20 protein-coding genes are annotated in these 19797 nt (G+C 74.1%); 15 read left to right on the plus strand and 5 right to left on the minus strand.

Annotated elements, in window-relative coordinates:
• Positions 1 to 6 precede the first annotated feature (6 nt).
• The 4 genes from ABEB09_RS29470 (at position 7) to ABEB09_RS29485 (ending at position 3210) form a co-directional block, all read left to right on the plus strand.
• Positions 7 to 771, plus strand: a complete 765-nt coding sequence (locus ABEB09_RS29470; RefSeq protein ID WP_345694126.1) for an SDR family NAD(P)-dependent oxidoreductase — start codon at positions 7 to 9, stop codon at positions 769 to 771.
• A complete protein-coding gene (locus ABEB09_RS29475) occupies positions 768 to 1847 on the plus strand; it encodes a threonine aldolase family protein (RefSeq protein WP_345694127.1) in 1080 nt (359 codons plus the stop codon). The genes ABEB09_RS29470 and ABEB09_RS29475 overlap by 4 nt, the downstream gene beginning before the upstream one ends.
• A gap of 81 nt (positions 1848 to 1928) precedes the next feature.
• Complete coding sequence (locus ABEB09_RS29480) at positions 1929 to 2507, plus strand: transglutaminase-like domain-containing protein (RefSeq protein WP_345692952.1); 579 nt, start codon at positions 1929 to 1931, stop codon at positions 2505 to 2507.
• A gap of 10 nt (positions 2508 to 2517) precedes the next feature.
• The gene (locus ABEB09_RS29485) at positions 2518 to 3210 is read left to right on the plus strand and encodes a B3/B4 domain-containing protein (RefSeq protein ID WP_345692953.1); all 693 of its coding nucleotides are present in this window, start codon (positions 2518 to 2520) and stop codon (positions 3208 to 3210) included.
• A gap of 43 nt (positions 3211 to 3253) precedes the next feature.
• Here the strand turns inward: ABEB09_RS29485 and ABEB09_RS29490 are convergent, their stop codons facing one another.
• Positions 3254 to 3976: a lysophospholipid acyltransferase family protein gene (locus ABEB09_RS29490; protein ID WP_345694128.1), complete on the minus strand. Its 723-nt coding sequence runs from the start codon at positions 3974 to 3976 to the stop codon at positions 3254 to 3256.
• A gap of 178 nt (positions 3977 to 4154) precedes the next feature.
• On the opposite strand from ABEB09_RS29490, the gene ABEB09_RS29495 reads away from it, so the two are divergent.
• The 5 genes from ABEB09_RS29495 (at position 4155) to ABEB09_RS29515 (ending at position 7362) form a co-directional block, all read left to right on the plus strand.
• Positions 4155 to 4487 (plus strand): TlpA family protein disulfide reductase, encoded by a 333-nt coding sequence (locus ABEB09_RS29495; protein WP_345692954.1) that lies wholly within the window; start codon positions 4155 to 4157, stop codon positions 4485 to 4487.
• A gap of 211 nt (positions 4488 to 4698) precedes the next feature.
• Positions 4699 to 4797 carry a putative leader peptide gene (locus ABEB09_RS29500; protein ID WP_345692955.1) on the plus strand — a complete coding sequence of 33 codons (99 nt, stop codon included), beginning with the start codon at positions 4699 to 4701 and terminating at the stop codon, positions 4795 to 4797.
• A gap of 28 nt (positions 4798 to 4825) precedes the next feature.
• A complete protein-coding gene (locus ABEB09_RS29505) occupies positions 4826 to 5362 on the plus strand; it encodes a flavin reductase family protein (protein WP_345692956.1) in 537 nt (178 codons plus the stop codon).
• A 191-nt stretch (positions 5363 to 5553) separates the two neighbouring features.
• Positions 5554 to 6339 (plus strand): electron transfer flavoprotein subunit beta/FixA family protein, encoded by a 786-nt coding sequence (locus ABEB09_RS29510; RefSeq protein ID WP_345692957.1) that lies wholly within the window; start codon positions 5554 to 5556, stop codon positions 6337 to 6339.
• A 60-nt stretch (positions 6340 to 6399) separates the two neighbouring features.
• Positions 6400 to 7362 carry an electron transfer flavoprotein subunit alpha/FixB family protein gene (locus ABEB09_RS29515; RefSeq protein ID WP_345692958.1) on the plus strand — a complete coding sequence of 321 codons (963 nt, stop codon included), beginning with the start codon at positions 6400 to 6402 and terminating at the stop codon, positions 7360 to 7362.
• A gap of 88 nt (positions 7363 to 7450) precedes the next feature.
• Here ABEB09_RS29515 and ABEB09_RS29520 read toward each other — a convergent pair whose 3' ends face one another.
• Positions 7451 to 7651: a hypothetical protein gene (locus tag ABEB09_RS29520; protein ID WP_345692959.1), complete on the minus strand. Its 201-nt coding sequence runs from the start codon at positions 7649 to 7651 to the stop codon at positions 7451 to 7453.
• Between the two features lie 163 nt (positions 7652 to 7814).
• On the opposite strand from ABEB09_RS29520, the gene ABEB09_RS29525 reads away from it, so the two are divergent.
• From ABEB09_RS29525 to ABEB09_RS29535, 3 genes are all read left to right on the plus strand, one after another.
• On the plus strand, positions 7815 to 8528 hold the full coding sequence (locus ABEB09_RS29525) for a MerR family transcriptional regulator (RefSeq protein WP_345692960.1): 714 nt from the start codon (positions 7815 to 7817) through the stop codon (positions 8526 to 8528).
• An 85-nt stretch (positions 8529 to 8613) separates the two neighbouring features.
• Complete coding sequence (locus ABEB09_RS29530; protein ID WP_345692961.1) at positions 8614 to 9912, plus strand: DUF6986 family protein; 1299 nt, start codon at positions 8614 to 8616, stop codon at positions 9910 to 9912.
• 121 nt (positions 9913 to 10033) lie between these two features.
• Positions 10034 to 11974: a serine/threonine-protein kinase gene (locus ABEB09_RS29535; protein WP_345692962.1), complete on the plus strand. Its 1941-nt coding sequence runs from the start codon at positions 10034 to 10036 to the stop codon at positions 11972 to 11974.
• A gap of 11 nt (positions 11975 to 11985) precedes the next feature.
• Here ABEB09_RS29535 and ABEB09_RS29540 read toward each other — a convergent pair whose 3' ends face one another.
• Complete coding sequence (locus tag ABEB09_RS29540) at positions 11986 to 13017, minus strand: LacI family DNA-binding transcriptional regulator (RefSeq protein WP_345692963.1); 1032 nt, start codon at positions 13015 to 13017, stop codon at positions 11986 to 11988.
• Positions 13018 to 13164: 147 nt separating this feature from the next.
• Here ABEB09_RS29540 and ABEB09_RS29545 point away from each other — a divergent pair, with 147 nt between their 5' ends.
• The 3 genes from ABEB09_RS29545 (at position 13165) to ABEB09_RS29555 (ending at position 16633) form a co-directional block, all read left to right on the plus strand.
• Positions 13165 to 14211 carry an ROK family protein gene (locus ABEB09_RS29545; protein WP_345692964.1) on the plus strand — a complete coding sequence of 349 codons (1047 nt, stop codon included), beginning with the start codon at positions 13165 to 13167 and terminating at the stop codon, positions 14209 to 14211.
• Positions 14212 to 14458: 247 nt separating this feature from the next.
• Positions 14459 to 15445: a DUF3048 domain-containing protein gene (locus ABEB09_RS29550; RefSeq protein WP_345692965.1), complete on the plus strand. Its 987-nt coding sequence runs from the start codon at positions 14459 to 14461 to the stop codon at positions 15443 to 15445.
• Positions 15446 to 15592: 147 nt separating this feature from the next.
• Positions 15593 to 16633 (plus strand): NUDIX hydrolase, encoded by a 1041-nt coding sequence (locus ABEB09_RS29555; protein WP_345692966.1) that lies wholly within the window; start codon positions 15593 to 15595, stop codon positions 16631 to 16633.
• A 716-nt stretch (positions 16634 to 17349) separates the two neighbouring features.
• Here the strand turns inward: ABEB09_RS29555 and ABEB09_RS29560 are convergent.
• Positions 17350 to 18069, minus strand: a complete 720-nt coding sequence (locus ABEB09_RS29560; RefSeq protein WP_345692967.1) for an MBL fold metallo-hydrolase — start codon at positions 18067 to 18069, stop codon at positions 17350 to 17352.
• Between the two features lie 237 nt (positions 18070 to 18306).
• Complete coding sequence (locus ABEB09_RS29565; protein WP_345692968.1) at positions 18307 to 19683, minus strand: dipeptidase; 1377 nt, start codon at positions 19681 to 19683, stop codon at positions 18307 to 18309.
• Between the last annotated feature and the right edge of the window lie 114 nt (positions 19684 to 19797).

Below are 19797 nucleotides of genomic sequence, written 5' to 3' on the forward strand. Positions count from 1 at the left end.
ACCAGCATGAGCAGCAGTGGGATCGGGAACGCCGGGGCCCTCGACGGCGCCGTCATCGCGGTGGCCGGAGCGGCGGGCCCGGCGGGCCGCGCCGCCCTCATGCGGCTCGCCGAGGCCGGTGCGACCGTCGTCGCCGCCGACGCCAGCGCCGAACGGCTCGCCGAGGCGGTCGACGCCGCCCGCTACGCGCACGGCGGCGCCACGGTCACCGGCGACACGGTCGACCTTCTGGACCTCGACGCGACCCGCGAGTGGGCCCGCAAGACCGAGAAGGAGTTCGGCCGGGTCGACGGCCTCGTCCACCTCGTCGGCGGCTGGCGTGGCAGCGCCACCTTCGGCGAGAGCGACCCGGCCGACTGGGAGCTGCTGGAGAAGCTGCTCATCCGTACCGTCCAGCACACCTCCCTCGCCTTCCACGAGGCCCTCAAGCGCAGCGACCGCGGCCGTTACGTGCTCGTCAGCCAGTCCGGCGCGGCCAAGCCCACCGAGGGCAACGCCGCCTACGCCGCCGCCAAGGCGGCCGCCGAGGCCTGGACCCTCGCGCTCGCCGACTCCTTCCGCAAGGCGGGGGGCGAGGAGGGCCCGACGTCCGCGGCTGCGATCCTGGTGATCAAGGCACTGGTGCACGACGCGATGCGCGCCGAGCGCCCGAATGCGAAGTTCGCGGGCTTCACGGACGTCAAGGACTTGGCCGACGCGATCGCCGGCGTCTGGGACCGGCCCGCCCAGGAAGTGAATGGACAGCGTCTGTGGCTGACCCCCAAGCCGTGACCCCGGCGCCCCCCGCCCGTACCGACGCGCGTCGTCACCACGACCCGTCGGTACGGGGCTTCGCCAGCGACAACTACGCCGGCGCCCACCCCGAGATCCTCGCGGCGCTCGCCCTCGCCAACGGCGGCCACCAGGTCGCCTACGGCGAGGACGAGTACACCGACCACCTCCAGCGGGTGATGCACAGCCACTTCGGCCCCACCGCCGAGGCGTTCCCGGTGTTCAACGGCACCGGCGCCAACGTCACCGCCCTCCAGGCCCTCACCGACCGCTGGGGCGCGGTGATCTGCGCCGAGACCGCGCACATCAACGTGGACGAGGGCGGTGCGCCCGAGCGCATGGCCGGGCTCAAGCTGCTCACGGTACCCACGCCGGACGGCAAGCTCACGCCCGAGCTGATCGACCGGCAGGCCTTCGGCTGGGAGGACGAGCACCGGGCCATGCCGCAGGTGGTGTCCATAGCCCAGAACACCGAGCTCGGCACGGTCTACACGCCGGACGAGATCCGCGCCATCGTCGAGCACGCCCACGGGCTCGGGATGAAGGTGCACCTCGACGGCGCCCGGCTGGCCAACGCGGCCGCCTCGCTGAACGTGCCGATGCGGGCGTTCACCAACGCGGTCGGCGTGGACATCCTGTCGCTCGGCGGCACGAAGAACGGTCTGCTCTTCGGCGAGTCGGTCGTCGTCCTCAACCCGGAGGTCGGCCGGCACCTGCGGCACCTGCGCAAGATGTCCATGCAGCTCGCCTCCAAGATGCGCTTCGTTTCCGTGCAGTTCGAGGCGCTGCTGGCGAAGGACCTCTGGCTGCGCAACGCCCGGCACGCCAACGCCATGGCCCAGCGCCTCGCCGAGGGCGTACGGGCGGTCCACGGCGTGGAGATCCTCTACCCGGTGCAGGCCAACGCCGTGTTCGCGCGGCTGCCCCACGAGGTCAGCCTGCGGCTGCAGAAGCGGTTCCGGTTCTACTTCTGGGACGAGGCGGCCGGCGACGTGCGCTGGATGTGCTCCTTCGACACGACGGAGGAGGACGTCGACGCCTTCGTGCTCGCGCTGAAGGAAGAGATGGCCCGCTGACGCACCCCCGTAACGCATGACTATGCAGCCGACCGGAAATCAATTGACGACCGGTCGGCTGCGTGCATAGGGTCCACGGGCATGGAACTGATCCAGGAAGTGCCCGAGCTCTCCGCGTATCTCGCCGCCGACGAAGTCATCGACCATCACCATCCGCGGGTGAGGCAGATCGCGGACGGACTGGCATCCGACCATCCGGACGCATACTCATACGCAAAGGCCGCCTTCGAGTTCGTCCGCGACGCCATCCCGCACTCCGCTGACGCCGACGACCCTCGGGTCACCTGGCGCGCCTCCGACGTGCTGGAGCAGCGCACCGGCATCTGCTACGCCAAGGCGCACGCGCTCACCGCCCTGCTGCGCGCCCGGTCGATCCCCACCGCGCTGTGCTACCAGCGGTTCGAGGAGGTCCACGGCCTCATCGCCGTCAGGCTCCCGGGGCGGGAGAAGTGGGCCCGCCAGGATCCGCGCGGCAACAAGCCGGGCGTGGACGCGCAGTTCTCCCTCGACGAGGAGCGGCTGGCCTTCCCCGTGCGACCCGAGTGCAATGAACTGGACTATCCGGTCCTGTACGCTGCACCTCATCCGGTCGTGCTGAAGGCCCTGCGGGCCGCCACCGACCGGGCACACCTGTGGAAGATCCTGCCCGCGGAACTCTGAACGGCGGACCATGAACCCGACCCTCACCGTCCACGACGAGGTACGCACCCTCGTCCCCGGCTTCACGCACCTCGCCGTCGAGGCCCACGGCCTCGTCAACGGCCCCAGCGACGCGGCCAGTTCGGCGCTCCTGGAGGACGCGGCCCGCCGCCTCGCCGAGCGCCTCGGTGGCCGCGCCCCGCACGAGGACCCGCACATGGCCGCCTGGCGCGCCGCGTACACCGCGTTCGGCGCCAAGCCGTCCCGTACCCGCAACTCCGCCGAGGCACTGGCCAAGCGGGCCCTCGCGGACGGCGGGCTGCCCCGCATCAACCGGCTCGTCGACGCCTACAACGCGGTCAGCGTCGCCCACCTGATCCCCGTCGGCGGCGAGGACGCCGACCGGATCCGCGGCGGGATGCGCCTCGTGCGCGCGACGGGCGACGAGCCGTTCGCCACGGTGGCGGGCGGTGCGGACGTCATCGAGCACCCGGAGCCGGGCGAGGTCGTCTGGCGCGACGACGAGGGCGTCACCTGCCGCCGCTGGAACTGGCGCCAAGGCACGCGCACGCGGCTCACGGAGTCGTCCGTGACGGCCCTGTTCCTCCTGGAGAGCCTGCCGCCCATGTCCCGCCCGGCCCTGGAGGCAGCGGGCACCGAACTGGCCGAAACCCTGGAGAAGCTGAGCCCGGGCGCCCGCGTCACGGTGCACCGCGCGGTGTGACGCGCGTCCGCGGGGCCCGTGGGAGCCGGGCGCCCCGCGACGTTCAGTGCGCCTCGCGGAGCTCCGCCGGGCTCGGGGCCGTGCCGCCCAGGTGGGCCGGGATCCACCAGGTGTCCGTCGCGTCCTTGGGGCGGACCGGGTAGGCGCGCTGGGCGGCCTCCAGGAGCTCCTGGACCCGCTCCCGCAGGCGGCGCGTGATGGCGCCCGCGTACTGGTCCGTCGGCGCCTCCACCGGCTCACCGACCCGGATGGTCACCGGGATGTGGCTGCGCTTGAGGTTCCGCGGGCGGCCCTTCGTCCACAGCCGCTGCGTGCCCCACAGCGCCATCGGGATCAGCGGGACGCCCGCCTCCTGCGCCAGCCGCGCCGCACCCGACTTGAAGCCCTTCAGCGTGAACGACTGCGAGATGGTCGCCTCCGGGAACACCCCGACGATCTCCCCGGACCGCAGCGACTCCAGGGCGTGCCGGTACGCCGCCTCGCCCTGCGACCGGTCCACCGGGATGTGCTTCATGCCCCGCATCAGCGGCCCGGAGACCTTGTGGCGGAACACCGAGTCCTTCGCCATGAACCGCACCAGGCGCTTCTGCGGCAGCGCCGCGAGCCCCGAGAAGATGAAGTCCAGGTAGCTGATGTGGTTGCTGACGAGCACCGCTCCGCCGGTACGCGGAATGTTCTCCGAACCCTGAGTGTCGATCTTGAGGTCGAGCGCCTTGAACATGGTGAGCGCGGCGCCGATGACCGGCCGATAGACGAGTTCTGCCATCAGGAGAACACCCTTCATTTCTCAAGCCTGGGGAGGTTCTCCCGGCGGAAGTTACGCAGCCGTAGGTATGCGGCCCGTGGCTGATGCTGCCCCATGTGCCGCGCACAGGCCAGTCCTGGGGGCTTCGGAGAGCGAGATACTCGTCACGTCGGGACACGGAACAAGGGAGGCACGGAAGGTGCGGGACGACGTACACGGCCACGGACCGGTCCTCGGGCCGGACCGACTCGGCGCGGAACTGGGCGAGCGGGCCACGCTCGTGCAGTTCTCCACCGCCTTCTGCCAGCCCTGCCGCGCCACCCGCCGCGTCCTCGCCGAGGTCGCGGCCATGGTCGACGGCGTCGCCCACGTCGAGATCGACGCCGAGGACCACCTCGCCCTCGTCCGGGACCTGCGCATCACCGCCACACCCACCGTCCTCGTCCTCGACGCCACGGGCCGCGTCGTACGCCGCGCGACCGGGCAGCCCCGCACGGTCGACGTCATCGCCGCGCTCGGCCACGCCCTATGAACGCCCGGGCGCCCCAAAAGACTCCCGGCCGCGCCCGAGAACTCCCGGTCGGGCCGACGACTCCCGGCCAGGCCGGCCGACGCCCGGCGCGGCCGACGACTCCCGGACGCGCCGGATGAGCGACCGTCACCCTTCTGACCGGCCGTGATGCGTGTCCCATCTGCCGGTGCGGCCTTGACGCGCCCCGCCGCCCGTCGTCAGGCTGACGACCGTGCCGTACGAACTCCTTCTCTTCGGGCGCGTCCACGTCGACCTCGCCCGCAGCGCGAGCGCGCTCTGTCCGGGTGCACGAGCAGCCACGGACCACTGACACGCGCCCCTCGCAGAAGGACAACTCCATGACGGTCACCCCCGACCTCGACACCCCCGCACCCGCCCTCGGCGTCGCCGGGCCGGAGCTGCTGCGCTCCGCCTTCCGGCGGCACGCCGCCGGTGTCGCCGTGATCACGGCGCAGGGAGGGTCCGCCCACGGCGGCCGGCCCGTCGGCTTCACCGCCACGTCGCTCACCTCCGTCTCGGCCGAACCGCCGCTCGTCTCGTTCGGTATCGGCACCTCCTCCTCCAGCTGGCCCGTCGTCTCCGGGGCCGCGTACGTCGGCGTCCACGTACTGGCCGACGACCAGGAGGAGCTGGCCGCCACCTTCGCCCGCAGCGGCGCCGACCGGTTCGCCGCCCCCACCCGGTGGTACCCCGGCCCCGAGGGCGTGCCGGTCCTGGACGGGGCGCTCGCCTGGCTGGTGTGCCGGGTCGTGGCGCGGGTGCCGGCGGGGGACCACCGGGTCGTCGTGGCCGAGGTCGTCGCGGGTGATCCGGCGGCGCGCCCGGGCCGCCCGCTGCTGTACCACCACGGCCGTTTCCACGCTCTGCGGGACTGAGAGATCCCGGTTACTCAGCGTTGGCAAGGTCACAGTGCAAAGCGCTTGCTCAGCGGGAATGCACCCGGTGTACTGACGAGTAATATTTCGTTGAGGGGCGCCCGCCGCCCCGAGCGGAAACCGCCCCATCAGGCGCCTATGCTGCGTGCAACAAGGCAGCCCAGTAATGACGATGCAGTAGGAGAGCCGGCGTGAGCTTGAGGATCGTTGTCTGTGTGAAGTACGTGCCCGACGCCACCGGCGACCGGCACTTCGCCGATGACCTGACCGTCGACCGCGACGACGTCGACGGCCTGCTGTCGGAGCTGGACGAGTACGCGGTCGAGCAGGCGCTGCAGATCGCCGAGGACGCCGACGACGCGGAGATCACCGTGCTCACGGTCGGCCCCGAGGACGCCAAGGACGCCCTGCGCAAGGCGCTGTCCATGGGCGCCGACAAGGCCGTCCACGTCGAGGACGACGACCTCCACGGCAGCGACGTCATGGGCACCTCCCTGGTGCTGGCCAAGGCCATCGAGAAGACCGGCTACGACCTGGTCATCTGCGGCATGGCGTCCACCGACGGCACCATGGGCGTCCTGCCGGCGGTCCTCGCCGAGCGCCTGGGCGTCCCGCAGGTCACCCTGCTCTCCGAGGTCTCCGTCGAGGACGGCGTGGTCAAGGGCCGCCGCGACGGCGACGCCGCGTCCGAGCAGCTGGAGGCGTCCCTCCCGGCCGTCGTGTCCGTGACGGACCAGTCGGGCGAGGCCCGCTACCCGTCCTTCAAGGGCATCATGGCCGCCAAGAAGAAGCCGGTGGAGTCCCTGGACCTGGACGACCTGGACATCGACGCCGACGAGGTCGGCCTCGAGGGCTCCTGGACGAAGGTCGACTCCGCCGCGGAGCGCCCGGCCCGTACGGCCGGCACGATCGTCAAGGACGAGGGCGAGGGCGGCAAGCAGCTGGCCGAGTTCCTCGCGAGCCAGAAGTTCATCTGAGGCTCGCGCAGAGCCCCGCACACCGCCCCTGATTCTTCGCATTCGCAGGAGAGCAATCCCATGGCTGAAGTTCTCGTCTACGTCGACCACGTGGACGGTGCCGTCCGCAAGCCCACCCTGGAGCTGCTGACGCTGGCCCGCCGTATCGGCGAGCCCGTCGCCGTCGCCCTCGGCAACGGCGCCGCCGACACCGCCGCCACGCTCGCCGAGCACGGCGCGACCCGCGTCCTCACGGCCGACGCGCCGGAGTTCGCCGACTACCTGGTCGTCCCGAAGGTCGACGCGCTGCAGGCCGCGTACGAGGCCGTCTCCCCGGCCGCCGTGCTGGTCCCGTCCTCCGCCGAGGGCAAGGAGATCGCCGCCCGCCTCGCCGTCCGCATCGGCTCCGGCATCATCACCGACGCCGTGGACCTGGAGGCCGGTGACGAGGGCCCGGTCGCGACGCAGTCCGTGTTCGCCGCCTCCTTCACCACCAAGTCCCGCGTGTCCAAGGGCACCCCGGTCATCACGGTCAAGCCGAACTCGGCCGCCGTCGAGGCCGCCCCGGCCGCCGGCGCCGTCGAGGCCCTGGCCGTCACCTTCTCCGACAAGGCCACCGGCACCAAGGTCGTCTCCCGCACCCCGCGTGAGTCGACCGGCCGCCCCGAGCTGACCGAGGCCGCGATCGTGGTCTCCGGCGGCCGTGGCGTCAACGGCGCCGAGAACTTCGCGCTCATCGAGGCGCTGGCCGACTCGCTCGGCGCGGCCGTCGGCGCTTCGCGCGCCGCCGTCGACGCCGGCTGGTACCCGCACACCAGCCAGGTCGGCCAGACCGGCAAGTCGGTCTCGCCGCAGCTGTACATCGCCACCGGCATCTCCGGTGCGATCCAGCACCGCGCCGGCATGCAGACCTCGAAGACCATCGTGGCCATCAACAAGGACGCCGAGGCCCCGATCTTCGACCTGGTCGACTACGGCGTGGTCGGCGACCTCTTCGAGGTCGTCCCGCAGCTGACCGAGGAGATCAAGTCCCGCAAGGGCTGATCGGACTCGCGCACGGACGCGTACGGCCCGGGGCCGCGTGGTGGACGACCACCGCGCGGCCCCGGGCCTTTCGCGTCCCGCCTTCTTCTCAGGCGGTTCCGTCGGTCGCGACGATCCGCCAGCCGCCCACCTCGCGGTACGCCGAGTCGTACACGGCCGACCCGTCGCCGGGCTCCAGGGCGTAATGGTGGAGGTTCCCGCCCCAGTACCGCAGGATGCGGCCCAGCTCGCTCGCCCTGTCCTTCGCCGGCTGCCCGTCGTCGACGGTGACCTCGAGCACGAACTTCACTGCTTCTCCCCTCGGGACAACGGATCTGTTCGGTCCCGGCGCCGGACCTGGTATCAAGTGTTTCATTGAAGTGCGATGAGGGACTTTGTGGCCGTCACCGCTGGTGGGCTCGGTGAAATGCCGGAAAAGTCTTAACTGGTGGTGAGGCCGGTGAGGAGACGCCGTGGGTGACCGGCTCCGGGCCGCCGACCTCGCGCGGGCGGCCGGGATCTCCGTGCAGCAGGTCCGCACCTACGCCGAGACGGGGATCCTCCCTCCCGTCGACCGCACCCCGAGCGGCCACCGCGTCTACACCCGCGCCCACGCCGACGCGCTGGCCGTCGCCCGCGAGCTCGCCGCCGGGCACGACTGGGCCACCGCCCGCACCGTCATGGCCGCCGTCCACGCGGGCGACCTGGAGACCGCGCTGGCCGCCCTGGACGCCAGCCACGGCCGGCTCGACCGGGAGCGCGGCGAACTCGTCGCCGTACGCGAGGCCCTCGGCACCGTCCTCGCCGGCCGGGTGCCCCTGCCGCCCGGCGCGCCGCGCACGCTGCGCATCGGCCAGGTGGCCCGCGCCGTGGGCGTGGAGCCGCCGGTGCTCCGGCTCTGGGAGGCCCGCGGGCTGCTGCGGCCGGACCGCGAACCGTCCACGGGATACCGGCTCTACAGCCGCGCCGAGCTGCACGTCGCGCAGGTGGTCGCGCTGCTGCGGCGCGGCCACCACCCCCTGGCGACCATCGAGGCCGTCCTCGCCGAGCTGCGGGCGACGGGCAGCCCCGACCGCGTCCTGGACGAGCTGGCGGGCCGCGCCCGGGACCTCCGCCGGCGCAGTCTGCGCCGGCTCGGCGCCTCCGCGGCGCTCCACGCCTACCTCCGCCGACTGGGACACCATTGACGTGCGTCAGCCGTGCCGGATAACTTCGCCATGCGGATTGTCGATTCCGTGAAGCGGAAACAGTGAGCGTGTGGAGGGTGCGGGAATGGGTCAGCAGGAGCAGGTGGCGACGAGCCTCGCCGGCGCGGTCAGCGAGGGCATCAGCGCCTCCCTCGCCTCGGTGGACGCCGAACTCGCCCGCCGCTACCCCGGAGACCCCGGCACCCGCCAGCCCGTCCACACCGTCTACGTACCGGGCGACGTCTTCGCCGCCGACACCATCCGGTCCTGGGGCGACCAGGCCCTCGCCGCGCTCGACGAGCACGCCCCGGACGCCGCGTCCCTCGCCGCCGTCCTCGGCCTCTCCGACGAACTGGCCGGGCCCGTGTACGCCCGCGTACGGGCCAAGCTGGAGCGCGAGCCCGTCGAGGACCTGCGCATCGACTTCGAGGACGGCTACGGCGGCCGCACGGACGCCGACGAGGACCGGCACGCCGCCCGGGCCGCCCGCCTCGTCGCCGAGGCCTACGAGAACGGCACGGCCGCCCCGTACATGGGCATCCGCATGAAGTGCATGGAGGCCGCCGTACGCGACCGCGGCATCCGCACCCTCGACATCTTCCTCACCGGCCTCATGGAGGCGGGCGGCCTGCCCGGCGGCCTCGTCCTCACCCTCCCCAAGGTCACCTATCCCCAGCAGGTCACCGCCATGGTGCGGCTGCTGGAGGAGTTCGAGAAGGCCCGCGGCCTGGAGCCCGGCCGCATCGGCTTCGAGATCCAGATCGAGACGAGCCAGGCCATCCTCGCCGCCGACGGCACGGCCACCGTCGCCCGCATGATCGACGCCGCCGAGGGCCGCGCCACCGGACTCCACTACGGCACCTTCGACTACAGCGCCTGCCTCGGCGTCTCCGCCGCCTACCAGGCCAGCGACCACCCCGCGGCCGACCACGCCAAGGCGATCATGCAGGTCGCCGCCGCCGGCACCGGCGTACGCGTCTCCGACGGCTCCACCAACGTCCTGCCCGTCGGCTCCACCGCCAAGGTCCACGACGCCTGGCGGCTCCACTACGGCCTCACCCGCCGCGCCCTCGCCCGCGCCTACTACCAGGGCTGGGACATGCACCCCGGCCACCTGCCCACCCGGTACGCCGCCGTCTTCGCCTTCTACCGCGAGGGCTACGAGCAGGCCGCCGCCCGCCTCTCCGCCTACGCCAACCACGCGGGCGGCGACGTCATGGACGAGCCCGCCACCGCCAAGGCCCTCAGCTCCTACCTGCTGCGCGGCATCGACTGCGGCGCCCTCGACACCGACGAGGTGGCCCGCCTCACCGGCCTCGCCCGCGCCGACCTCGACCGCTTCGCCGCCCCGCGGCGCGGCGATCTGACCGCCACCGCCCAGTGACGGCCCGGTGACGGTCCCGTAGCGGGCACGTGCCGGGACCGTCACCACCGCCCCGTACTCTGTACGCGTCAATTTCGGCGACGCCGGGCCCACGCGGGGCCCGCGGAGGAACGGGGCAGTGGTGTCTTCGGGGGAACACGAACTGATCGCCGGACGGTACCGGCCGGTCCGGCAACTCGGCCGCGGCGGCATGGGCGTCGTCTGGCAGGCCGTCGACGAGGTGCTCGGCCGCGAGGTGGCCGTCAAGGAACTCCGGACCTACACCGACTCCTCCGGGCCCGAACTGGCCGAGCTGAGGGTCCGGATGCAGCGCGAGGCCCGCGCGGCCGCCCGCGTCCGCCACCCCGGGGTCATCTCCGTCCACGACATCGCCGACCACGAGGGCCGGCCCGTCATCGTCATGGAGCTGATCGACGGGCCCTCGCTCGCCGACGTGCTCGCCGAGCGCGGCGTCATGGACCCGCGCGAGGCCGCCGCCATCGGCGCCAAGGTCCTCGAATCCCTCGGCGCCGCCCACGCCGTCGGTGTCCTGCACCGCGACGTCAAGCCCGGCAACATCCTCCTCGACCGCGCCGGACGCGTCGTCCTCACCGACTTCGGCATCGCCGCCATGGACGACCCCGGCGACGGCTCCACCACCCACCTCACCCGCAGCGGCGAGCTGGTCGGCTCGCTGGACTACCTGGCGCCCGAGCGCGCCCAGGGCCAGGAGCCCGGCCCCGCCTCCGACGTGTGGGCGCTGGGCGCCACGCTGTACGCCGCGGTCGAGGGCACCTCGCCGTTCCGCCGTACGTCGACGTGGTCGACGCTCACCGCGATCGTCGCCGAGCCGCTGCCCGAGCCGCGCAACGCGGGACCGCTCGCCCTCGTCCTCCAGCAGCTGATGGACAAGGACCCGGCCCGGCGCCCGGACGCCGCCAGCGCGGCCCGGCTGCTCGCCGAGGTCGCCGACGGCGGACCGGGGGCGGGGGCGTCCACCCCGTACGTGCCGACCGAGCGCAGCCGGGTACCGGAGGGCTTCGGCCCCGCGGCCCCCGCGGCGGCCGGGCCGGCGGGCTTCGGAACGGCGGAGGGCTTCGGGCCCGGTGCCGCCGCGGCCGGCTTCGGGCCGGCGGGCGCACCGGAAGGCTTCGGGCCGGCGGGCGCCTCGGCCGACGGGTTCGGGCCCGGCCCTGCGGGGCAGCCGGTGCCGGGGCACGCTCCGGCGGGTGGCGCGCCCGCGCCGGGGCCCGCTCCGGTCACCCCGGTCGGCGGTACGCCCGCCGTCGCGGTGTCCCAGGCGGGCGGCCCGGTAGCGGCCGTGCCCGCGCCCGACCGGCGCAAGGGCCGCAACCGCGGGCTGGTCGCGGCCGTGGCGGTCGCCGCCGTGCTGCTCGCGGGCGGAGGCGTGACGTACGCCCTCATGGAGCGGGACTCGACGACGACCGGCGGCGGCGGTCTGGCCCTGACCGGTGGTCAGGGGAACGGCGGCCCCTCGTCGGACGACGGGATGCCGCTGGCGCCCGGCGCCGGACCGTCCGAGTCGGCGTCGCCGAGCACGTCCCCGAGCACCAGGCCGTCGCCGTCGGCGTCCAGGAGCGGCTCCGCGACACCGTCGAAGAGCGCCACCGCGCCCGGCACGGCCACGGGTGGCGGTACGGGCGGCACCACCGGCGGGACCACGGGCGGCACGACCGGGGGCGGTTCGGGCGGTACGACCACGGGCGGAGGCACCACCGGCGGCTCCACCACGTCGGGCGGTGGCTCCACGTCGACCACCGGCGGAGGCGGCTCCCAGCAGCCCTCGTGCTACGCGATCGGCGGCGGCAAATACAACTGCACCGTCTGGCGCACGGCCAAGTCGTACTGGAACAGCGGCGGCGAGGCAGGCGTCCTCAACGCCGGCACCAACTACTTCTACTGCCAGGCCAACCTGGGCCGCCGCGAGACGTACGGCGAGTGGACCAACGTCTGGTGGGCGAAGACCGACGACGACAGCGGCAACGTCAACGTGTGGGTCAGCGACGTCTACATCAAGGGCGGCGACAACGACGCCCCGGTACCGGGCCTGCCGGTCTGCTGAACCCGGCCGGCTCAGTCGGCCGGGGGCAGTTCGCCGGAGCCGCGGGGGATGAGCGTCGTCGCCAGCTCCACCCGGGCCGGCGGCTCCTCGACCCCGTCCAGGCGGCGGAACAGCAGTTCCGCCGCCGTGCGGCCCAGTGCCGCGGAGTCCTGGGCGATCACCGTGATCCCCAGCAGGTCCGCCAGCTCGATGTCGTCGAAACCGACGAGCGCGACCGGCCGCTCCCGCCCCGCCAGCTCGCGTACGACGGTCACGGTCACCCGGTTGTTGCCCGCGAACAGCGCCGTCACCGGCTCCGGGCCGTCCAGCATCGCGGCCACCGCGCCCCGCACCCGCGCGGGCCCGGTCGAGCCCAGCGACACCCAGGCGTCCGCCACGGGCAGCCCGGCGTCCTCCATCGCCGCCCGGTAGCCGCGCAGCCGCTCCACGGCCGTGTGGATGCGCGGCTGGTCGCCGATGAAGCCGATCCGGCGGTGGCCGTGGGCGATCAGGTGCGCGACCCCGGCGCGGGCCCCGCCGAAGCTGTCCGAGAGCACCGTGTCCGCGTCGATCCGCCCGGCGGGCCGGTCCACGAAGACCGTGGCCACGCCGGCCTTGATCTCCGGCTCCAGATACCGGTGGTCGTCACCCGCCGGGATCACGATCAGCCCGTCCACGCGCCGGGCGCACAACGCGAGCGCCAGTTCCTGCTCCCGGTCCGGGTCCTCCGCGCTGGAGCCGTTGATCAGCAGCGCCCCGTGGGCCCGGGCCACCTCCTCCACGGCCCGGCTCAGCGGCCCGTAGAACGGGTCGGCGAGGTCCTCCAGGACCAGGCCGACCGAGGCGGTGCGGCCCTTGCGCAGCACGCGCGCGCTGTCGTTGCGGCGGAAGCCGAGCGCGGCGATGGCCTCCTGCACGCGGCGCTCCGTGTCGGGCGTGACACCGGGCTCCCCGTTCACGACCCGGGAGACGGTCTTCAGCCCGACGCCCGCGCGCGCGGCGACGTCCTTCATGGTGGGCCGGTTGCCGTAACGGTGGTCGGGGCGGCGGGCGGTCTCGGCCACGGTGGGAAGTCCTGTCCGTTCGTTGATCGGATATGCAAGGCTGTGGCGTCGAGCATAGGGCCTGGACAACGTTGTCAGAACCTTGGAGACTGGACCGACCGCACCTGAATCCGCAGGTCCGGCACGTCTCACGGGGGATCCACGGCGATGTACGCGAGGCACAACGAGCACACCGATCGGCTGCGCGGCGCTCCCTTCGGGCAGCACGCGTCCGCCGAGCGCTCAGGTGCGGACGACGGCTCCGGCACGGCCGGGTCCGCACGGCTGGCCGCCGCGCTCGACATCGGTGGCACCAAGATCGCCGGTGCGCTCGTCGGCGGGGACGGCACGATCCTGGTCCGCGCCCAGCGGCCCACGCCCGCGCGGGAGGACGGCGAGACCGTGATGGGCGCCGTCGAGGCGGTCCTCGCCGAACTCGCCGCGTCGCCGCTGTGGGGCGCCGCCGGCGCGGTCGGCATCGGCAGCGCGGGCCCCGTGGACGCCTCCGCCGGGACGGTCAGCCCCGTCAACGTCCCCGGCTGGCGCGGCTATCCGCTGGTCGAACGCGTCCGCGCGGTGACCGGCGGGCGGCCCGTACGGCTTGTCGGCGACGGGGCCGCCATGACGGCGGCCGAGCACTGGCTGGGCGCGGCGCGCGGCTACGACAACGCCCTGTGCATGGTCGTCTCCACGGGCGTGGGCGGCGGGCTCGTCCTCAACGGCCGCCTCCACCCCGGCCCCACCGGGAACGCGGGCCACATCGGCCACATCAGCGTCGACCTCGACGGCGACCCCTGCCCGTGCGGGGCGCGCGGCTGCGTCGAGCGCATCGCGAGCGGGCCCAATATCGCCCGCCGCGCCCTCGCCGACGGGTGGCGGCCCGGTCCCGACGGTGACACCAGCGCGGCGGCCGTCGCGACGGCCGCACGCGCCGGCGACCCCGTCGCCGTCGCGTCCTTCGAGCGGGCCGCGCAGGCGCTCGCGGCGGGGATCGCGGCGACCGCCGCGCTGGTGGAGGTCGAAATCGCGGTGGTCGGCGGGGGAGTGGCCGGGGCGGGGGACGTCCTGTTCGTCCCGCTGCGGCGGGCACTCGCCGACTACGCGACGCTGTCCTTCGTCCGCGACCTGACGGTCGCCCCTGCCCTGACGGGCACGGACGCGGGCCTCCTGGGGGCGGCGGCGGCGACGGGGCTGCTGACGGGGCCGGCGTCCTGACCCCACCGGGAGTGAGCCGCCCACCGGGCGGACGGCCCCACCCCGCACCACCCCCACCGGCCGTGCGCCGCCACCGGACCGGTGGTGCGCCGCCACCGGACCCGTGGGGCGCGCCGGCCCGGAACGGGCCATGGCGCCCCCTTGGTGCCGGCCCGCAGAGGCGCAAGGGGCCAAGGGGGTGGTTTTGGCCGGGGTTGCGTGGTGCACTTGACGCGGGTTGGTTGCGATGAGTGCGCGGCGCAGGCGAATGCGGGTCGGCGTGGCCGTCGTGGTGGCGGGTACGGCCGTCGCGGGCGGCCTCGTGCTCGCTCGGTGCACGGGCGAGCCGCCGCGGCCGGAGCCCACCGCCCCTCCGGTACCGTCGCCGACGAAGCCCGCGCCGAGGGGCGTCTCGCCGTTCACGGGCCTCCCCGGGCGGCTCGGCCCCGTACTGGCCGTGAAGATCGACAACGTCGGCGCGGCCCGCCCGCACACCGGCCTCGGCGCGGCCGACATCGTGTACGTCGAGCAGGTCGAGGCGGGCCTCACCCGCATGCTCGCGGTGTACGCGTCGCACCAGCCGCAGCAAGTGGGCCCCGTGCGCAGCGCGCGCGAGTCGGACGTGGAGCTGCTGCGCCAGTTCGGGCGCCCGGCGCTCGCGTACTCGGGCGTGCAGAGCGCGCTGAGGCCCTTCCTGGCGCGGGCCCCGCTGTTCGAGGTGCCGCCCGAGGTGGTGCCGGGCGCCTACACCCGGGAACGCGGCCGGCCGGCCCCGCACAACCTGTACCTCTCGCCCGCCAAGGCGCTCGCGGCCGTCCCGGCCGCCGACAAGCCGCGGGACATCGGGTTCCGGTTCGGCCCCGCACCCGAGGGCGGGCGGCAGGTGAACGAGCACACCGTGCGGTTCCCCGCCGCCGACTACACCTTCACCTGGTCCGAGACCGAGAAGCGCTGGCTCGTCGGCATGGACGGCGAAGCCGCGCGCACCACGGACGGGAAGCGGATGGGCGCCCGGACCGTGGTGGTCCAGCACGTCACGGTCCGCCCGTCGGCGTTCAAGGACCGGGGCGGCAACGTCACCCCGTACACCGAGACCGTGGGCTCCGGCACCGCCCTCGTCCTGCGGGACGGCAAGGGGTACGACGCCCGGTGGAGCCGCCCCGCGGCGGACGGCGGCACCACGTTCACCACACCGGCGGGCGCCCGGCTCACCTTCGCACCGGGACAGGTCTGGGTGGTGCTCAGCGGGCGGTGAGCACCGGTTCCCGTCGCGCGCGGCGGTGTGCGGTCCGGGGCCGCGAGCCCATGGTTCTGGAGCGTTACGGCCACGCACCTCCGGGCGCGGGTTTCCGTGGCAGGGTGTTGCGGGCAAGCCACTGGGGGCCAACGAAGAGGGGGAACCGTGATCGTCTGGATCAACGGTGCGTTCGGCGCCGGCAAGACCAGTGCCGCGCGTGAGCTGATCGATCTGATCCCGAACAGCACCCTGTACGACCCGGAGCTGATCGGGGGTGCGCTGCGCCGTCTGCTGCCTCCCGAACGGACGGCGGACGTCGGTGACTACCAGGACCTGCCGATCTGGCGGCGCCTGGTCGTGGACACCGCCGCCGCGCTGCTCGCCGAGGTCGGCGGGGTGCTGGTCGTGCCGATGACCGTGCTGCGGCAGGAGTACCGCGACGAGATCTTCGGCGGGCTCGCCTCCCGCCGCATCACCGTGCGCCATGTCGTCCTCACCCAAGACGAAACGATCCTGCGGGCGCGGATCGCCGCACGCCGGGAGTTCACCGACGACCCGGCCGGGGACGAGCGGGTACGGCAGTGGGCGTACGACCACATCGAGCCGTACCGCGCGGCGCTCGGCGGCTGGCTGTCCGCCGACGCGTACGCCGTCGACAACGGCTCGCTCACCCCGGAGGCCACGGCCAAGGCCGTCGCGGACGCGGTGCGGACGGGCGCGGCGGGGGAGTGCGTCATCGTGCAGACGCCCGAGCCGACCGGTGAGACGCTGGCGGCCGGGGTGCTGCTCTTCGACGAGCAGGACCGGGTGCTGCTCGTCGACCCGACGTACAAGCCGGGCTGGGAGTTCCCCGGCGGGGTGGTCGAGCGGGGCGAGGCGCCGGCCCGGGCCGCGATGCGCGAGGTCGCCGAGGAGACCGGGCTGCGGCTCGGGGCCGTACCCAGACTCCTCGTCGTCGACTGGGAGCCGCCCAGCCCGCCCGGCTACGGCGGACTGCGGCTCCTGTTCGACGGCGGCCGGCTCACCGGGGCGCAGGCGGACCGCGTCCTGCTGCCCGGGTCCGAGTTGCGCGGCTGGCGCTTCGCGAGCGAACAGGAGGCGGCGGAGATGCTGCCCCCCGTCCGCTACGAGCGCCTCCGCTGGGCCCTGCGCGCCCGCGAACGCGGCACGGTCCTGAACCTGGAGGCAGGCGTCCCGGTCGGCTGAGCGGACGGGGCCGGCGCGCTGCCCGGGGCCGAGCCCCGGGCCTGGGGGGCCGACTTCCTGCCCGCACCGAGTTCCGGACATCGGGGTCGGTGTCCTGGCCGGGGTGAGCCTCAGGGCCTGGGGCCGGTGCCCTGGCCGGACTGAGCCCCGAGGCTCGTGCCCCGGCCGGGTTGAGCCCGCTGGGGCTGGGGCTGGGGCTGGGGCCTGGGCCGGTGGCCTGGGCCGGACGGAGCCGCAGGGGCCGGAGGCGGGCGCGCTGTTCGACCGAGCCCGCGGGGGCGCGAGGCTGCCGTACCGGCCGGCCGAGCCCGCAGTTCTCAGGCCTGCGGCCCGGGTGACCGGCGTCGGGGCGGGCTTGGCCCGCAGGGCCGGAGCACTTGAGGCCGCACGGGCCTGACCTGAGCCCGCACGTCCGTAGCGTATGAGCCTGCAAAGCCCTGAGCAGCCGAGCGCACCGCCGGAGACCCTGAGCCCGCAGGGTCCGGAGGGCCCGGGGCCTCAGGGCCGGCAGGTCGGCTCACGGTCGCCCTTCGCCTCCAGGGAGTGTCCGGCGGATCTTTCCCCATCCCGCCCCTTCCCGAATCGGGGGCTCTGCCCCCCCAACCCCCCGCTCCTCAAACGCCGGAGGGGCTGAATTCCGCCCTCCGGCGGGGGCCTGGGGCGGAGCCCCGGTTACGGGAAGGGGCGGGGTAGGGGAAAGATCCGCCGGACACCACCTAGTGGTGGTCCGCGTCCCGGGTGGTCGCGGCGCGCAGTACGGACGACGCGTTCGTCGTCAGTGGCTCGCCGTGGCCGAAGCACACCGTGGTCACCGTGTCCGGCGGCAGTGCCGCGAGACGCCGCATCGACGCCTTGGCGTCCTCCCGGTCCACATGGAAGACGCCCAGCCCCACCCGCCCCACCGACGCCACGGTGTCGCCCGTGAACAGCACGCCGTGGCGCGGCAGATGGACCGCGATCGAGCCGTCCGTGTGGCCCGGCGTGTGCACCACCCGCGCCCCGTCGCCGAAGCCCAGCTCGTCCCCGTCCCCGACCTCGCGGTCCACCCGCGTGGGCGGCGCCACGGGGACGGTGAGCCCGCGCTCGTACAGGGGTATCTCCCAGTCCAGCAGGTCCGGTTCGGGCACCGGGGCCTCACCCCGGATCACCGGCGCGTCCAGCCGGTGCGCGATCACCTGGGCGCCGTACCGCCCGGCCAGTTCGCCGGCCGCGCCCACGTGGTCGCGGTGGGCGTGCGTGAGGACGATCCTGCGCAGGTGTTCCGGCCGGTGCCCGGCCTTGCCGATCGCCTCCTCGATCAAGCCGGCGGCGCCACTCCAGCCGGCGTCGACGAGGGTGAGTCCGTCCCCGTCGCGCCACACGTACGCCTGGCCTATGGGGAAGGTGAGCATGTGCAGCCGGGGCCGCACCTCGACGATGTGGATCTCTGTCTCCATGGCGCGACGGTAGGCGCGGTGGTCCGTGCTCCGCCCCGCTCTACGCTCTCCGCGAGCTTCGCCCAGCGCGTAGCGGGTCTTCGCCGCGGCCGGCCTGCGCGGGGGCGGGCTCGCGCCGCGGACGGGCGCCACCCTCCTGGCGCGTAAGGCCGTTCGCCGCGGGACGTACGCCAACCGGATCGCGGCACGCGGAAGGGGCGGTGCCGGTCAGCTCCGGCACCGCCCCTTCCGCCCCACTCAACCCCGCTTCGACGCCGCGTAGTTCACCAGGAACAGCGCCTCCGCCACCGACATCCGCTCCAGCTCGTCCGGCGACACGCTCTCGTTCACCGCGTGGATCTGCGCCTCGGGCTCGCTCAGGCCGATCAGCAGGATCTCCGCCTCCGGGTACAGCGCGCCCAGCGTGTTGCACAGCGGGATCGACCCGCCCATGCCGGCCGCCTGCATCTCCTGGCCCGGGTACGCCGCGGCCAGCGCCTGCGCCATGGACGTGTACGCCGGGCTGGCCACGTCCGCCTGGAAGGGCTGGCCCTGCCCCACCTGCTCCACGGTGACGCGCGCGCCCCACGGGGTGTGCGCCTGGAGGTGGGCCGTCAGCAGCTTCGTCGCCTCCGCGGCGTCCTGCCCCGGCGGGACGCGCAGGCTGATCTGCGCCCGCGCGCTCGCCTGCACGGACGGGGTCGCGCCGACGCACGGCGGGCAGTCGATGCCGATGACCGTGACCGCCGGGCGGGCCCACAGCCGGTCGCCGACCGTGCCGTCGCCGATCAGGCCCACGCCGTCCAGGACCTTGGCGTCCCGGCGGAAGTCCTCCTCCGGGTACTGAAGCCCCTGCCACTCGGCGTCCGCCGCCAGCCCGTCGACGGTGGTCGAACCGTCCTCGGCACGCAGCGAGTCCAGGACGCGGATGAGCGCGGCCAGCGCGTCCGGCGCCGCCCCGCCGAACACGCCGGAGTGCAGGTTGCCCTCCAGGGTGTCCACCTGGACGCGGAGCATCGTCATGCCGCGCAGCGACGACGTGACCGTGGGCAGGCCGGCACGGAAGTTGCCGGTGTCGCCGATCACGATCGCGTCGGCCGTCAGCAGGTCGGGGTTGGCCTCGGCGTACCGCTCCAGACCGCCCGTGCCCTGCTCCTCGGAGCCCTCGACGATCACCTTGACGGAGACCGGGACGCCACCGTTCGCCTTCAGGGCGCGCAGCGCGAGCAGGTGCATGATGAAGCCGCCCTTGCAGTCGGCGGCGCCGCGCCCGTACCAGCGGCCGTCGCGCTCGGTCAGCTCGAACGGCGGCGTGTGCCAGCCCGCGAGGTCGAGCGGCGGCTGCACGTCGTAGTGCGCGTACAGGAGGACGGTCGGGGCGCCCTCGGGGCCGGGCAGGAAGCCGTAGACGGCCTGCGAGCCGTCCGGGGTGTCGAGGACCGCCACGTCCGTGAAGTCCTCGGCGCGCAGGGCGTCCGCCACCCAGGAAGCCGCGGCCTCGCACTCGCTCCTGGGGAACTGGGCCGGATCCGCCACCGACCGGAACGCCACCAGCTCCGTGAGTTCCGCCTTGGCGCGGGGCATCAGGGAGGAGACGGTGGCGGCGATCGGCTCGGCGATCGGCTGGGCGGTCATGGGCACGCTCCTGGTGGGTGCGACGGTGGACGGTGGGTGGCGCGGGCCGGGTGGGCGAACGCCGGTCCGATCCTCGCACAGGGCCTCTCGCGGGTGGCGCCGTAGGATGCGAGG

The organism is Streptomyces coeruleoprunus, from assembly GCF_039542925.1.
In the GTDB taxonomy this organism is placed as follows: domain Bacteria; phylum Actinomycetota; class Actinomycetes; order Streptomycetales; family Streptomycetaceae; genus Streptomyces; species Streptomyces coeruleoprunus.

What these genes read in the sequence shown, in the direction of transcription:
- ABEB09_RS29470 (WP_345694126.1), top strand. Translation starts at nt 7, where the DNA reads ATGAGCAGCAGTGGGATCGGGAACGCCGGGGCCCTCGACGGCGCCGTC.
- ABEB09_RS29480 (WP_345692952.1), top strand. Translation starts at nt 1,929, where the DNA reads ATGGAACTGATCCAGGAAGTGCCCGAGCTCTCCGCGTATCTCGCCGCC.
- ABEB09_RS29485 (WP_345692953.1), top strand. Translation starts at nt 2,518, where the DNA reads ATGAACCCGACCCTCACCGTCCACGACGAGGTACGCACCCTCGTCCCC.
- ABEB09_RS29490 (WP_345694128.1), bottom strand. Translation starts at nt 3,976, where the DNA reads ATGGCAGAACTCGTCTATCGGCCGGTCATCGGCGCCGCGCTCACCATG.
- ABEB09_RS29505 (WP_345692956.1), top strand. Translation starts at nt 4,826, where the DNA reads ATGACGGTCACCCCCGACCTCGACACCCCCGCACCCGCCCTCGGCGTC.
- ABEB09_RS29515 (WP_345692958.1), top strand. Translation starts at nt 6,400, where the DNA reads ATGGCTGAAGTTCTCGTCTACGTCGACCACGTGGACGGTGCCGTCCGC.
- ABEB09_RS29530 (WP_345692961.1), top strand. Translation starts at nt 8,614, where the DNA reads ATGGGTCAGCAGGAGCAGGTGGCGACGAGCCTCGCCGGCGCGGTCAGC.
- ABEB09_RS29545 (WP_345692964.1), top strand. Translation starts at nt 13,165, where the DNA reads ATGTACGCGAGGCACAACGAGCACACCGATCGGCTGCGCGGCGCTCCC.
- ABEB09_RS29550 (WP_345692965.1), top strand. Translation starts at nt 14,459, where the DNA reads ATGCGGGTCGGCGTGGCCGTCGTGGTGGCGGGTACGGCCGTCGCGGGC.
- ABEB09_RS29560 (WP_345692967.1), bottom strand. Translation starts at nt 18,069, where the DNA reads ATGGAGACAGAGATCCACATCGTCGAGGTGCGGCCCCGGCTGCACATG.
- ABEB09_RS29565 (WP_345692968.1), bottom strand. Translation starts at nt 19,683, where the DNA reads ATGACCGCCCAGCCGATCGCCGAGCCGATCGCCGCCACCGTCTCCTCC.